This is a genomic window from Streptomyces sp. NPDC090741, assembly GCF_044769045.1.
GTDB lineage: Bacteria > Actinomycetota > Actinomycetes > Streptomycetales > Streptomycetaceae > Streptomyces.
Genome location: NZ_JBIVXF010000002.1, coordinates 619,933 through 634,073, shown reverse-complemented (window position 1 = coordinate 634,073; position 14,141 = coordinate 619,933). Strand labels below are relative to the sequence as shown.

The following is a 14,141-nucleotide window of genomic DNA, read 5'->3' as shown; positions in this document are numbered from 1 at the left end:
TCCGCCGTACCTGTACTCAGTCCCCCGGTGCGGCGGGAGCGGCGGCCTCGGCGGCCTCGGGTACGACGGCCTCGGGTACGACGGCCTCGGGCGCGGGATCCTGCGCTTCGGGCGCCGGCGGAACGGGCGCCGGCGGAACCGCGGTTTCCGGCACCTGCACCGTACGCAGCACCCCGTCCGCCAGGTGCACCATCGCCCGGCCGGCCCGGCCGCCGCCCAGCCGGCTGCGCGGGATCCTGACCCCGATGAGCTCCCCGTCGCCCACGCTCTGCGGACTCAGCAGCATGCCCTGGCGGTTGCGCCGCGCGTCGGTGTGCCACCCCGAGTAGCCGGAGGACAGCCGCTCGATCTGGCCCGACAGCACCAGCCCCTGGCCCGTCTCGGCGCCGGAGCGCGCGATGCCGTTGAGCACGGCCTCCGCGTTGGTCTTCAGCAGCAGGTCCGCGTCGTCCAGGAACACGACCACCCGCTCGGGGGCCTGGGCGAGCACCTCCGTCAGTTCCTCGTGCCCGATGTCGGGCCCGTCGAACACGGCAAGCACCCCGGGCGTCCCGGCCAGGCCCCGCAGCGGGGAGCGGCGCGGGGCACCGACGACCACCGCGGTCCCGCAGGACAGCAGGGAGAGCGCCATGGTGAGGAGCGCCGTACTGCGGCCCGAGCGCGGCGGTCCGCCCACGATGAAGGTCGGGTTCATCGCGAAGTCCGGCCCGAGGGCGGTGAGTTCGTCCCCGCCGACGCCGGCCATCGCCCACAGCGGCCCGGGGTGCGGCTGCGGCAGCCGCTCCAGCGCCTCCTCGTAGCCCAGCCGGTCGGGCAGGACGTCCACGCGGAACGGCCGTGCACTGCCCGCCACATGAGCGTCCCGTTCGGCGCACATCGCGCCGATCCTCTGGAGTTCACCGGCCTGAGCCTGTCCGCTGCCGTCGGGGCCGAGGAGGGCGATGTGCACCTCGGCCTTGTCGCCGGCTCGCAGGGCCCGTCCGGAGGGGATGTCGTCGGGAACCGAGCGGGAGTTGACGCCGATCATGCTGTACTCGGATTTGTCGTTGAGGCGCAGGACCAGCTTGTCCTCGGTGCTGGAGCTGATCCGGGTGGAGAACAGCGACCGGTCTCCGGCGAGCACCAGGTGGATGCCGACGCTCGCGCCGTCGCGCAGCAGGGCGAGCACCCCGGCCAGCAGGTTCCCGCCGTCGTATTCTCCGAGGGTCTTCTCGAAGACCTCCCACCGGTCCAGCAGCACCATGATGTGCGGCGGCCGCTGCGCCGCGGGCAGGGCGGAGCGCAGCTCCGGCAGGTCGGCGAAGCCCCGTGCCGCCAGCAGTTCCTGGCGCCTCGTCACCTCAGCGGTCAGGCGGGACAGCAGCCGGGCGAGCCGCTCGGGCTGGGTGCGCTGGACCACCGCCCCGCAGTGCGGGAGCGCGTCGAGGGCGAGGAGGGCGCCGTTGCCGCAGTCGATCCCGTACAGGTGGAGATCGGCGCTTGAGTGGGCGCGGGCGAGGGCCCCCGCGATCGTGCGCAGGGTCTGCGAGCGTCCGGCGCGCGGTGCGCCGACGACGTGCAGGTGGTTGAGGGTGGCCAGGTCCAGCGCGAGGGGCCGCTGCGCCTGGTCCGCGGGCAGGTCGACCAGGGCGTAGGCGACCGGGGCGAGGTCGTAGCCGCCGGGTGCGACGGCGGGCAGGTCGTCCAGGACGATGCTCACGGGCAGGGCGGGCAGCCAGGGACTGTGCTGGGGTGCGATGTCCAGGTCGGTGTTGGCCGCGCGGACCGCCTCGACCAGGTCGCGCAGGTCGGTGACCGCCTCGTCGCCGTCGTGCCGTACGGCCCGCGGGCGCGCGGGCAGCGGCCGCCCCAGCTGATCCCAGCCGAGCGGCACCACCCAGGGCGCCGGGACGGAGGCTGCCACGGCGCCGGGCCTGCGCCCGCCGACCCTGCCCGCCTGGAAGGGCACGAGCGAGGACTGTCCGAGCCGTACGTAGGCCCGCCCCGGGTGGTTCTTGGAGATCCCGGCGGCCTCGGGCGAGGTCAGCACGTCCTGGCTCTCGCCGGCGTCGGTGACGCGCAGCGCGATGCGCAGGTTGGTGTTGGCGCGGATCTCCGGTGAGACCACGCCACCGGGGCGCTGGGTCGCCAGGATGAGGTGGATGCCGAGGGAACGGCCCCGTTGCGCGATGTTGACGAGGCCCTTCACGAAGTCGGGCAGGTCACGGACCATCGAGGCGAACTCGTCGATGACGATGAGGAGTCGGGGCATGGGTGTGCGCCGCGGCTCGCGGCGCAGCAGGTCGACGTAGTCCTCGATGTCCTTCGCTCCGGCCTCGGCGAGGATGTGCTCACGGCGCTTGAGCTCCGCCGACAGGGAGGTCAGCGCGCGCTCCACCAGATGCGCGTCGAGGTCGGTGACCATGCCGACCGTGTGGGGCAGGTCCACGCAGTCCTTGAAGGCGGAGCCGCCCTTGTAGTCGACGAGGACGAAGGTCATCGCGTCGGGCCGGTTCGCGACGGCGAGCGAGGCGACGAGGGTCTGGAGCAGCTCGGACTTTCCGGAACCGGTGGTACCGGCGACCAGGCCGTGCGGCCCGTCCCGGCGGATGTCCAGGGCGAACGGGCCGTCCAGGGAGACCCCGACCACGGCGGAGGTGCTGCGGCCGCCGGCCTTCCAGCGGGCCGCGACGCCTTCCGCGGTCGGCGGATCGAGGGCCAGTACGTCGAGCAGCCGGGCCGAGGACGGCAGGACGGCGCCCTCCTCGTCGGCGCCGCCGGAGTCGCGCAGGGGGCCCAGGGCCCGGGCCAGCGAGCGGCAGTACTCCGGGGAGACGGCGTCCGTGCGGACCCCCGTCAGCGTCCCCGAGCGGGAGAGCCCCACGCGCAGGGTGCCGCCCGGCTCCTCGGTGACCACGGCCTGGCACTCCTCGGGCAGCAGGCGCTGCTCGCTGTCGAGGCAGATGGCGTGCACACCGACGGCGGGCCCGTCGCGCAGGATCTGTACGACGCCGGGCAGGGAGCGCAGCCTGCGGGCGCCGTCGAGGACGACCAGGACGTCCGGGTCGCGGGAGGTCCGGTGGTCCCGGGCAGCGGCCGCGCGGGCGGCGATCAGCCCGGTCAGCTCGGCCACGCGTCGGGCGGAACTCTCGGTGTCGGTACCTATGTTGGCCGGGGTGTCGCCGCTCTGCTGGCGTACGTGCGGCAGCCAGCGGATCCAGGTCCAGGCGGCCTCGGCCTCGTGTCCGGCGCTGAGCACGTAGATCTGCAGGTCGCGGGGGCTGTGCAGGACGGCCGCCTGGGCGAGCGCCCAGCGCGCCACCGACCGGGCGGCCGGGCCGCCGCCGGCGATGCCGAGGACCTTGTGCTCGCGCAGCGCCACCGTGACCGGTACGTCGAAGGCCGCGCGGGTGAACGTACGCCGGTGCTCGTCGCGGGTCGGGTCCTCGAGGACGACCGCGGAGGGCTGGTCGGCGGTGCCGACGCGCAGTTCGAGGAAGTCGGCGTCCGAGCGGCGCCGCTCCCACAGCCTGCGGCGCGGGCCGACGGCGGTGAGCAGGACGGCGGCCGGGTCGGGGAAGCCCTGCCTGCGGGCGATGCGCTCGGCGACCACGGCCTCCTCCGCCTCGGTCTCGATCCGCTCCTTCTTCTCCTCGTACTTCTTCAGCGACTCGGCATACGTGTCGCGGCCCGCGCGGCGGTTGACGAGGTAGTTGCCGAAGATCGCGACGGGCGACAGCAGGCCGAACAGGAGGGCGTAGAGCCGGTGGAAGACGAGCACTCCGGCCGCCGCCATGACCAGCGGGGTGATCGCGGCGATGTAGGGCAGCGGCCGCTTGGCCGGCTTCACGGGCGGCGTGGGGATCCGGAACTTGGTGACGGACTCCGGCGGCAGCAGCCGGGGCGGGCGGTTGTAGTCCCAGCCGGCCCCGTCCTCGGAGCGCTGAACGGCAGCGTCGGGGGCTTCGGGCCGGACGAGTTCCAGCAGGCAGCCGCCCACCAGGAGCTGGCCCCCGAGCGGCCAGGTCCGCTCCTCCTCCACGTCCTCGTGGTCCAGCCGCAGCGCCACGCCGGAGCCCTGCCCGGCGGTGGCCTGCGGGGTCAGGACGCAGCGGCCGCCGGGCCCGACGCGGAGCAGCGCGTACAGCCGGGCGGGGGCGCCGCGCAGGATCTGCGGCAGCCCGTCGTCGGTGAGGCCGATCCGGTACTCCCCGATGTCCAGCCGGTGTACGGATCCGGCGCCCCGGCCGCCGACCGCGCGGACCTCCACCAGCCCGCGCGGCTCCTCGGTGGCCGCCTCGACGGGCCGGCCGAGCCCCACGACGACGGCGTCGCGCAGCGGGGAGTCCCGCAGCAGCATGTCCTCGGGCAGGTCGGCTCCGTCGACCTGGAGTCCGGAGCCGGCCAGCGGCAGTGCGGTGCCGGCGCTCTCCGCGAGGGCTTGTGCGATGGCGCCGACGGGCGTGTCCGGATCGGCGTCGAGGTGGACGTCGAAGGCGGTGCCGACATCGTCGACCACGGTGAATATCAGTGGCACGGGACTCTCCAGACGGGACGAGGACGACGGGGGAGGGGGCGGCCGGCGCGCGTACGGCCGCACCGCCTGCCCCGGGCCTACGGGAAAGCCGCCGGTACGGTTCACGGCCGGTGGCGCGGACCGGTCACGGACCCGACGCCGACCCGACGCCGACCCGACGCCGGCCGCCCTGCGCCGACGCCGCGCGGGCCGGCCGTGCACGGGCGCCGTGAACCATCCGGGCCCCGGGCCCGTAGCAGGCGCTCGCCCCTTTCCGGCAACTTCCCGCACTTCCGTGACCTGACAGAGGTGGTCGCCATGAACTCGTCCGTCGTCCTGGCCGTGGTGCTCGGCCTGGCACTGATCGGCGCCGTCGCCGTGCTGGTCCGCACCGAGCTGCGCTCCAAGTCCGCGCCGCCGGCCGCCCGCCCCACCGGTACGACCGGCCGCGAGGCCCTGGACACCGTCGACCTGGCCCTGCGGCGGCTGGCCGCCGAGTGCCTGCGGATCGGCCGCGACCTGCCCGACGTGTACGCCGTCGTCCATGCCGGGGAGCGGCTGCGGCTGCGGCTGGCCGGCGTGGACCGCAGCGCCCCCACCCCCTGGGAGGCGGACGAGTCCGGCGAGGAGTGGACGGCGGAAGTGGCCCGGCTGGGCGGCGCTTCCGCCGACGCCGCCGCGCCGGCGCAGCCCTACCCGCTGGCCGTCACCATCGGACTGGACCAGGGCGAACGGGTCCTGGTCGACCTGTCCCGGGCCTCCGCGGCGATCGCGGTGACCGGTGGCCGGGACGGCGTCGACCAGCTGGTCCGGGCCCTGATCACCGAGCTGGTCACCGGGCCGGTGGGGCGGCGTGCCGAGGTGACGCTGGTGGGCTCGGCCGCCCGGGCCGAGATGACGGTGGGGCTGGGTCTGATGTCGGCCCGGCTGCACACGGTCGCCACGCTGGAGGAGGCCCTGATCGACGGCGCGATGGAGGCGTGGCGGGGGGCCACCGGGTCGGCGCCGGCCTCCCAGGCGACCCAGGTGTTCCGGATGATCGAGGGCGGCGGCCCGGTCGGGCTGCAGGGCCGTACCCCGCGGCTGTTCGTGCTCGACGCGGCGCAGTTCCCGGAGGAGGAGCCCGCGATGGCCGGACTGCACGCGGCAGACGCGGTGGTGGTGCTGGGGGACGCCCCCGGATTCGGCTGGCGTTTCACCGTCGGGGCGGACGGCTCGCTCGACACCGGGGCGCTGGGGCTGCGCGTCGACACGCACGCGGGCCGGATGTCCTGACGGTCCCTCGCAGACCCTGCCTGACTCCGCCTGGCTCCCGGGCGTCTCCCCCACCCGGCGGCCGTCCCGCCGGAGCAGCCGGCTCCGGCGGGGCAACGGCACTTCGGCTCCGCGTCGGCGACACGCCGGCGGCGCGCAGGCGGCGGGGTCAGGCCGCGTGGAGGCCCCGGCTGCTGAGGCCTTCCCGCAGGGCGCGCATCGCGTAGTGCGTCCGCGATTTGACCGTGCCCGGCGGCACGCCCAGCACTTTCGCGGTCTGGCTCACGCTGCGCCCCATGTAGTACATGTGCAGCAGCACCTCCCGCTGGAACGGCGCGAGGTCGCGCATGGCGTCGACCACGACCTGGGTGGTGAGGGCGCGGTCGACCCCGTCCGGTACGGGCAGCCGGCGCAGGCCCTCGTCGTCGGCCTCGGGCGGGCGCGCCTGGCGGACCCGGTAGCCGTCGATGACCAGGTTGCGGACCACGGCGAACAGCCAGGGGCGCAGCGCCTCGGCGCTCGGATCGAGCTCCGAGGCGTGCTGCCAGGCGCGGATGGCCGCTTCCTGGAACACGTCCTCGGCCCGGTGCCAGTCGCCGCCGAGCAGTCGGGCCGCGAAACGCATCAGCACGTATCCGTGCTTTTCGTAGAGCGCTCTCAGGAATTCGTCGCTCGGCTCCGCGGAATGGTTCCGGGCTGCCTGTGGGCTCGATATCAGTAAGTCGTGCAAGACGGTTCCCTCCGGTCCGGCACCGGCAGAAGAGGCTGCCGTAGCTGATCTCTGATGCAGTTGTAGTCCCGAACGGACAGCCGGACCGGGCCCGTTACGGGGCGGATCGCGCCCGAGTCCGACCGCCCGGACGGGAGCGAATCACCAGTTCGGAGCGGGTACGCGGGACCTGGCGGCGGTACCGGGTGCCCGAACGGCGGGTTTCGCCGATCCGATTGAGACCCGCGGGGTTGCGGATCCGTGTCCGGTACGGGCATTTCTTTCCGATAGGGATCCGCCGGTCCGGGCGGCCGCGCCCGGGAGTCGGGCCCGGCCGCCCGAACCGGATCAAACGGAAGGCTCGTTGGCGGCGAGGGAGGCGATCTCGGGGGCGGTCAGCGCCCGGTCGTAGACGTGGACGTTGCCGATCCCTCCGGGCCAGAAGTCCACCTGGTTCCCCTGGTACTTGCCGCGGCCGATCACCAGATTTCCGGCGGGCTGCTCAGGATTGACCGGCGCCGAGGCCTGGCCCGCCAGTTTGCCGTCCACGTAGATCCGCAGCGTCTTGTCCTCGTGGCCGTACGTGCCGACCAGGTGGTACCAGCGGCCGAACTGGGGGACGCCGAGGGAGTCGGCCATGGCCCGCGCGTTGGAGAAGCTGAAGGAGAACCGCTTCTGGTCGGCCACGTACTGGAGGAAGAAGACGCTGGCCTGGGCGCCGTCCAGGGACACGGCGGTGCGGAAGCCGTCGGCGTCGAGGCGGACCGCCGCCGCGACCGAGTAGTCCTTGCCGACCGTGTCCAGGACGGGTGCGCCCGTGTCCGCGTACCCGGTGGAGCCGTCGAACTGCAGGGCCCCGCCGTGCGGCGCGTTCGACCAGGTCACGTTGCCCTTGAGCACCCCGTCGTGCTTGCCGACCACGTCCGCGGCCACCGTGCCGGCCTTGTCGTCGGTGGTCCACCAGCCCACCCCCTTCAGGTCCCGTCCGGTTCCCTTCGCCGGGGGGTTCTTCTTGCCGGGCGGGGGCGTCTTGGGCGTGGGGGACGACAGCTTGGGGCCGGAGGCGGACTTGTTCTCGCCACCGGCCGATCCGTCACCGCTCATGTCGATGATCACAAAGGCGAGTGCGGCTGCCAACGCCACGATCACAGCGATGAGCGACCATCTGCGCGTCATGAGTCTCTCCAGGGGTCCGGCCGGTGGGTGGGTGTACGACGCCTGGCTGACGTGCGGAACCCGCAACTGGTTCAACGCGGGGCCGGGCCCGCACCCGATCCGGCACCCCAACGCGCCAAACGGGCACCTCCGGCGCCCGGAATGACCAAGTACACGTCTGTGACGTGCTGTTCGGCCCCTTCCGGAACGGGCGCATCCAGGCCATCTCATGCCCTGAACGGGCCGGTGCACGACTCACGCCCGGCGGTATAAATCTCTGGCGGGCCCGTTCGGGCCGCCGGTGCCCGAACGGGCTGGGGAAGGGCAGGTACGTCCGATGCGGTCAGAGGAACGCCACCAGCGGCTGCTCACCCTGGCCCGGCAGCAGGGTCGACTGGAGGTCGCCGGTGTCGCGGTGGACCTCGGGGTGGCTCCGGAGACGATCCGCCGGGACCTGAGCGAACTGGAGCGCCGGGGGCTCGTCCGCCGAACCCACGGTGGCGCGTATCCCGTCGAGAGCGCCGGCTTCGAGACCAACCTGGCGCAGCGCGTCACGCGCCACGTCGAGAACAAGCGCCGGATCGCCGCGCAGGGCGCCAAGCTGCTCGACGGAGCGGAGACCGTCTTCATCGACGAGGGGTACACCCCGCAGCTGCTCGCGACCCTGCTGCCCACCGACCGACCGCTCACCCTGGTCACCGCCTCGCTGTCGACGGCCGCGGCGGTGGCCGACTCTCCGCACACCACCCTGCTCCTGGGCGGCCGGGTCCGCGCCCGGACGCTGGCCAGCGTGGGCTCCTGGGCCTGCGCGATGCTCTCGGGCTTCGTCATCGACCTGGCCTACCTGGGATCGAACGGCATCTCCCGGGACTGCGGCCTCACCACCCCCGATCCGGTGGTGGCCGACGTCAAGGCGAAGGCGCTGGAGGTCTCCCGCAGACGGATCTTCATCGGACACCACGGCAAGTTCGGTGCGAGCAGCTTCTGCCGGTTCGCCGAAGTGTCCGACTTCGAGACGATCGTCACCGACACCGGGCTCTCGGTCGCCGAGGCCCACCGGTATTCGCTGCTGGGCCCGCAGGTCATACGCGTCTGATCCGCCCCGGCCACAAGCCAGCCCGCCCGCAAGAACGAACTCCGCACGCCACGCGTGTCCTCGCCATGCCCGACCACCACCGAGAAGGGGACCACCATGACGACCCGAGGAACCAGCAGAGCCGCCCGAACCTCCCGGGCCTCCCGGGCTTCCCGAGCCTCCCGGGCCTCCCGAGCGGCAGCCGTCGGCCTCGGCATGGCCGTGCTCGCGGCCTGCTCCGGCGCCGGCGGAGCCGCCGGCGGCTCGGCCGGCCGCTCCATCAACGTACTGATGGTCAACAACCCCCAGATGGTGGACCTCCAGAAGCTCACCGCCGACCACTTCACCAAGGCCACCGGGATCAAGGTCAACTTCACCGCGCTGCCCGAGAACGACGTACGGGACAAGATCAGCCAGGACTTCGCCAGCCAGGCCGGCCAGTACGACGTCGCCACCATCAGCAACTACGAGACGCCCATCTACGCCAAGAACGGCTGGCTCGCCCCGCTCACCGCCCGCGCCAAGGCCGACTCCGCCTTCGACCAGGGCGACATCCTGCCCCCGATCCAGGAGTCCCTCACCGCCTCCGGCGAGATCTACGCGGAGCCGTTCTACGGCGAGTCCTCGTTCCTCATGTACCGCAAGGACGTCTTCGCCGAGAAGAACCTCACCATGCCGCCGAACCCCACCTGGGCGCAGGTCGCCGAGCTCGCGGCGAAGGCCGACGGGGCCAGGCCCGGTATGAAGGGGATCTGCCTGCGCGGCCTGCCCGGCTGGGGCGAGGTGATGGCCCCACTGACCACCGTCGTGAACACCATGGGCGGCACCTGGTTCGAGAAGGACTGGAAGGCGCGGCTCGACAGCCCCGAGTTCGCCAAGGCCGTGAAGTTCTACGTCGACCTGGTCCGCGACCACGGCGAAGCCGGCGCCCCCCAGGCCGGGTTCACCGAATGCCTCAACGAGATGGAGCAGGGCAAGGTCGCCATGTGGTACGACGCCACCTCCGCCGCCGGCCCCCTGGAGGACAAGGCCTCCCCCGTGGCGGGCAAGGTCGGCTACGCGCCCGCCCCCGTGGAGCAGACCAAGAGCTCCGGCTGGCTCTACACCTGGGCCTGGGGCCTGCAGAAGGCCGGCAAACACCAGGACGACGCCTGGAAGTTCGTCTCCTGGGCGTCGGGCAAGGAGTACGAGAACCTCGTCGGCGAGCAGCTCGGCTGGTCCCGGCTCCCGGCCGGCAAGCGCACCTCCACCTACGCCAACCCGCAGTACGTGGCCGCGGCGTCCGCCTTCGCCGACGCCACCAAGTCCGCGCTGACCACGGCCGATCCCGCCAACCCCGGTGTCCAGCCGCGACCCGCCCCGGGCATCCAGTTCGTCGGCATCCCCGAGTTCACCGACCTCGGCACCGAGGTCTCCCAGCAGATCAGCTCCGCCATCGCGGGCCGTACCAGCGTCGAGGAGGCCCTCAAGGCGGGCCAGTCCCGCGCCGAGGCCGTCGCCAAGAAGTACGCGGGCAACTGAGCGGAAGGACGGAGGCTCCCCATGACCGCCCCTCTGACGGCCAAACCCCCTGGCACCGCCCTGCGCGGCGGCCTGCACCGGGCCGCCCGCCCCACCGGATCCCGCCCCCGCGGCGCCTGGGCCCGGCGAGCCCCCCTGCTGCCGGCCCTGGTCTTCCTGATCGCGGTGACGCAGCTGCCGTTCGTCGCCACCCTGGTCATCTCGTTCATGCGCTGGAACGCCCTGGCGCCGGACGACCGGGGCTTCGGCGGCCTCGCCAACTACCGCAACGCCCTGACCGATCCCGCGCTGAGATCCTCGCTGCTCACCACTGTCGTCCTCACCTCGGCCGTGGTGCTCACCAGCCTCCTCCTCGGCCTCGGGCTGGCGCTGCTGCTCGACCGCAGCTTCGTGGGCCGCGGCATCGTCCGCACCCTGCTGATCGCGCCGTTCCTCGTCGTTCCGGCGGCCTCCGCCCTGCTGTGGAAGCACGCCCTCTACAACGCCTCGTACGGGCTGATCAACGGCTCGCTCACCTGGATCTGGAGCCTGTTCGGCAGCGACGGCGCCCCACAGCCCGACTGGATGTCCGGCCTCCCGCTGGTCGCGGTGGAGGTGTCGCTGATCTGGCAGTGGACGCCGTTCATGATGCTGATCCTGCTCGCCGGGCTGCAGAGCCGGCCGCCCGACATCGTCGAGGCAGCGCACGTCGACGGCGCCGGCACCTGGCAGGTCTTCCGCCACCTCACCTTCCCGCACCTGCGCCGCTACCTGGAGCTGGCCGCCCTCCTCGGCAGCATCTACGTCGTCCAGAACTTCGACGCGGTCTTCACCCTCACCTCCGGCGGTCTGGGCACCGCCAACCTGCCCTACACCGTCTACGAGACCTTCTACCAGGCCCACGACTACGGCCAGGCCTCCGCCGAGGGCGTGCTCGTCGTCGTCTGCTCCATGCTCATCGCCACGTTCGCCCTGCGTACGGTCTCGTCCCTGTTCCGCGAGGAGGCGCTGTGATCGCCCTCGTCCGCCGCAGTGTCTGGGGCCTGGTGGCCTGGCTCTGCGGGCTGCTGTTCTTCCTGCCGTTCGCGTGGATGGTCCTCACCTCGCTGCACAGCGAGCAGGACGCCGCGACCAACCCGCCCAGCGTGGGCGCCGCGCTCACCCTGGACGGCTACCGGGAGTTCTTCGGGGCGAGCACGGGGACGAGCCCGTGGCCGCCGCTGATCAACTCGGCCACGGCGAGCGTCGTATCGACCCTGCTGGTCCTGGCGCTGGCCCTGCCGGCCGCGTACGCCCTGTCCATCAAGCCGGTCCGGAAGTGGACCGACGTGCTGTTCTTCTTCCTCTCGACCAAGATGCTCCCCGCCGTGGCCGGGCTGCTGCCGCTGTACCTCATCGCCCAGAACACCGGGATGCTGGACAACATCTGGCTCCTGGTCATCCTCTACACCTCGATGAACCTGCCGATCGCGGTGTGGATGATGCGCTCGTTCCTCGCCGAGGTACCCAAGGAGATCCTGGAGGCGGCCTCCATCGACGGCGCCGGGCTGCCGACCACCCTGGTGCGGATCGTGGCGCCCGTCGCCGCGCCCGGCATCGCCGCCACCGCGCTCATCTCGTTCATCTTCAGCTGGAACGAGCTCCTCTTCGCCCGGGTCCTGACCGGGGTCGTGGCCGGTACCGCACCCGTCTTCCTCACCGGGTTCGTCACCAGCCAGGGGCTCTTCCTGGCGAAGGTGTGCGCCGCCGCCGTGTGCATCTCGCTGCCGGTCCTCATCGCCGGGTTCGCCGCCCAGGACAAGCTCGTCCAGGGCCTCTCCCTTGGAGCAGTCAAGTGAAAGCAGCCGTCATCAGCGCTCCCGGCGTCGTGACGATCGAGAACGTCGCCGACCCGAAGCCCGGCCCCGGGGAGGTGGTGGTCCAGGTCGCCGCGTGCGGCCTGTGCGGAACCGATCTGCACATCCTCCAGGGCGAGTTCGCGCCCAGCCTGCCGATCGTGCCGGGCCACGAGTTCGCCGGCACCGTCGTCGCGTACGGCCCCGGCGTGACCGGGCTGGCCATCGGCGACCGGGTGGCGGTCGACCCGTCGCTGTACTGCAACGCCTGCCACTACTGCCGGATCGGCCGCAACAACCTCTGCGAACGCTACGCGGCCATCGGCGTCACCGTCCCGGGTGCGGCCGCGGAGTTCGCCGTCGCGCCGGCCGCGAACTGCGTCAGGCTCCCCGACCACGTCCGCGTCGAGGACGCCGCCCTGATCGAGCCGCTCTCCTGCGCGGTACGGGGGTACGACGTCCTGCGCGCCCAGCTCGCCAGCAGCGTCCTGATCTACGGCTCCGGCACGATGGGCCTGATGATGATGGAGCTCGCCAAGCGCACCGGCGCCGTCGCCGTCGACATGGTCGACATCAACCCCGAGCGGCTGGCGACGGCCCGTACCCTCGGCTGCTCCCACGCCGTCGGCTCCCCGGACGAGATCGACCGGCCGCGCGGCTGGGACCTCGTCATCGACGCGACCGGCAGCGAACAGGCCATCCAGGACGCCATCGGCCGGGTGGCCAGGGGCGGTACCTACCTCCAGTTCGGGGTGGCCGACTACGCGGCCCGCGCCACGATCGAGCCGTACCGCATCTACAACCGGGAGATCACCATCACCGGGTCGATGGCGGTCCTGCACAGCTACGAGCGGGCCGCGGAGCTCTTCGCCGCGGGCGTCCTGGACCCGGACGTGTTCATCAGCGACCGGCTGCCGCTCACCGACTACGCGGCCGCCCTCGGACGGTTCCGGGCCGGACAGGGCCGCAAGATCCTGGTCACCCCGTGACGGCGGGACCGGGACCGGGACCGGAACCGGGACTGGAACCGGGACCGGGACCCGGACCCGCCCTGACCGCCCCGAGTGCGCCGACCGGCCCGACCCTCGTCATCGGCGAGGCGATCACCGACGTCCTGACCGGCGAGGACGGGGTCCGGCGCGCCCGCCCGGGCGGCAGCCCGGCCAACGTGGCCCTCGGCCTGGCCAGGCTGGGCCACCCGGTGCGGCTCGCCACCCGGATCGGCCGCGACGGGCCGGGCCGCGATCTCCACGCCCACCTGCGCGGCAGCGGCGTGGTGCTCACCCCGGGGTCGGTCACCGATGAGGCGACCTCGACGGCCACCGCGCGGCTGGACGCGGCGGGCACCGCGCACTACACGTTCGACATCACCTGGGATCCGCCGCTCGCCGCGCTCGCCGCACCCGCTTCCGGCCCGGCGCCGGCCCACCTCCACACCGGGTCGATCGCGGCGGCCCTCGCCCCGGGCGCGGACCGGGTGTTCGCGGCCGTCGAGGCCGCCCGGCCAGGCGCCACGGTCTCGTACGACCCGAACATCCGGCCCGCGCTGCTCGCGGGGGCCGACCGGGAGCGGCCTCGCGCCGAGCGGTTCGTGGCGCTGAGCGACGTGGTGAAGGCAAGCGAGGAGGACCTCGCCTGGCTCTACCCCGGGCAGTCCCCGGACGAGGCCGCCCGCCGCTGGGCCGACGGGAGCGGCCCGGCGCTCGTCGTCGTGACCTTCGGCGGCGCGGGTGCGCGGGTCTTCTGGCCGGGCGGCCACTGCGATGTGCCCGCGACCGCCGTGAAGGTCGCCGACACCGTGGGCGCGGGCGACGCCTTCATGGCGGGCCTGGCCAGCGGGTTGCTGCACACCGGACTGCTGGCCTCCGCGGACCTGGCCGGAGCACCCGAAGCCGCCCGCGCCCGTACGGCACTGCGCGAGGCCGCGGGCTCCGCGCACCTGGACCGGCGCGTGGCCTCGGCGCTCTCGCTGGCCGCCCGCGCGGCGGCCCTGACCTGCACCCGCGAGGGCGCCGACCCGCCGACGCGCACCGAGCTCGCCCGCTGGGCGGCCGGAGGTCCACGGGGCTGACCGGCTGTCCGGGAGCGGCCGCCGGGCGTCCCCGCGCGCCGGGCGGG

The 14,141-nt window shown here is 73.2% G+C and carries 10 protein-coding genes; 7 read left to right on the top strand and 3 right to left on the bottom strand.

The features are described 5' to 3' along the window. Window positions 1-16 precede the first annotated feature (16 nt). The gene (locus ACIQU4_RS07950; protein ID WP_403727191.1) at window positions 17-4,516 is read right to left on the bottom strand and encodes an FtsK/SpoIIIE domain-containing protein; all 4,500 of its coding nucleotides are present in this window, start codon (window positions 4,514-4,516) and stop codon (window positions 17-19) included. Window positions 4,517-4,813: 297 nt separating this feature from the next. Between ACIQU4_RS07950 and ACIQU4_RS07945 the strand changes: the two genes are divergently transcribed. Further along, a complete protein-coding gene (locus ACIQU4_RS07945; protein ID WP_403727189.1) occupies window positions 4,814-5,770 on the top strand; it encodes a hypothetical protein in 957 nt (318 codons plus the stop codon). Window positions 5,771-5,918: 148 nt separating this feature from the next. Here ACIQU4_RS07945 and ACIQU4_RS07940 read toward each other — a convergent pair whose 3' ends face one another. Next, entirely contained in the window at window positions 5,919-6,479 is a 561-nt protein-coding gene (locus tag ACIQU4_RS07940) for a sigma-70 family RNA polymerase sigma factor (protein ID WP_403727187.1), read from the bottom strand. A 327-nt stretch (window positions 6,480-6,806) separates the two neighbouring features. Beyond that, entirely contained in the window at window positions 6,807-7,634 is an 828-nt protein-coding gene (locus ACIQU4_RS07935; protein ID WP_403727186.1) for a LamG domain-containing protein, read from the bottom strand. Window positions 7,635-7,950: 316 nt separating this feature from the next. Between ACIQU4_RS07935 and ACIQU4_RS07930 the strand changes: the two genes are divergently transcribed. The 6 genes from ACIQU4_RS07930 (at window position 7,951) to ACIQU4_RS07905 (ending at window position 14,094) form a co-directional block, all read left to right on the top strand. Then, complete coding sequence (locus tag ACIQU4_RS07930) at window positions 7,951-8,709, top strand: DeoR/GlpR family DNA-binding transcription regulator (protein WP_403727184.1); 759 nt, start codon at window positions 7,951-7,953, stop codon at window positions 8,707-8,709. Between the two features lie 195 nt (window positions 8,710-8,904). Further along, entirely contained in the window at window positions 8,905-10,209 is a 1,305-nt protein-coding gene (locus tag ACIQU4_RS07925) for an ABC transporter substrate-binding protein (protein ID WP_403727731.1), read from the top strand. A 21-nt stretch (window positions 10,210-10,230) separates the two neighbouring features. Beyond that, complete coding sequence (locus ACIQU4_RS07920; RefSeq protein ID WP_403727182.1) at window positions 10,231-11,202, top strand: carbohydrate ABC transporter permease; 972 nt, start codon at window positions 10,231-10,233, stop codon at window positions 11,200-11,202. Continuing rightward, window positions 11,202-12,026 carry a carbohydrate ABC transporter permease gene (locus tag ACIQU4_RS07915; RefSeq protein WP_403727730.1) on the top strand — a complete coding sequence of 275 codons (825 nt, stop codon included), beginning with the start codon at window positions 11,202-11,204 and terminating at the stop codon, window positions 12,024-12,026. The genes ACIQU4_RS07920 and ACIQU4_RS07915 overlap by 1 nt, the downstream gene beginning before the upstream one ends. Further along, a complete protein-coding gene (locus ACIQU4_RS07910; protein WP_403727181.1) occupies window positions 12,023-13,012 on the top strand; it encodes a zinc-dependent alcohol dehydrogenase family protein in 990 nt (329 codons plus the stop codon). Before ACIQU4_RS07915 ends, ACIQU4_RS07910 begins: the two co-directional genes overlap by 4 nt. Next, the gene (locus ACIQU4_RS07905; protein WP_403727180.1) at window positions 13,009-14,094 is read left to right on the top strand and encodes a carbohydrate kinase; all 1,086 of its coding nucleotides are present in this window, start codon (window positions 13,009-13,011) and stop codon (window positions 14,092-14,094) included. Before ACIQU4_RS07910 ends, ACIQU4_RS07905 begins: the two co-directional genes overlap by 4 nt. The last annotated feature ends 47 nt before the right edge of the window (window positions 14,095-14,141 follow it).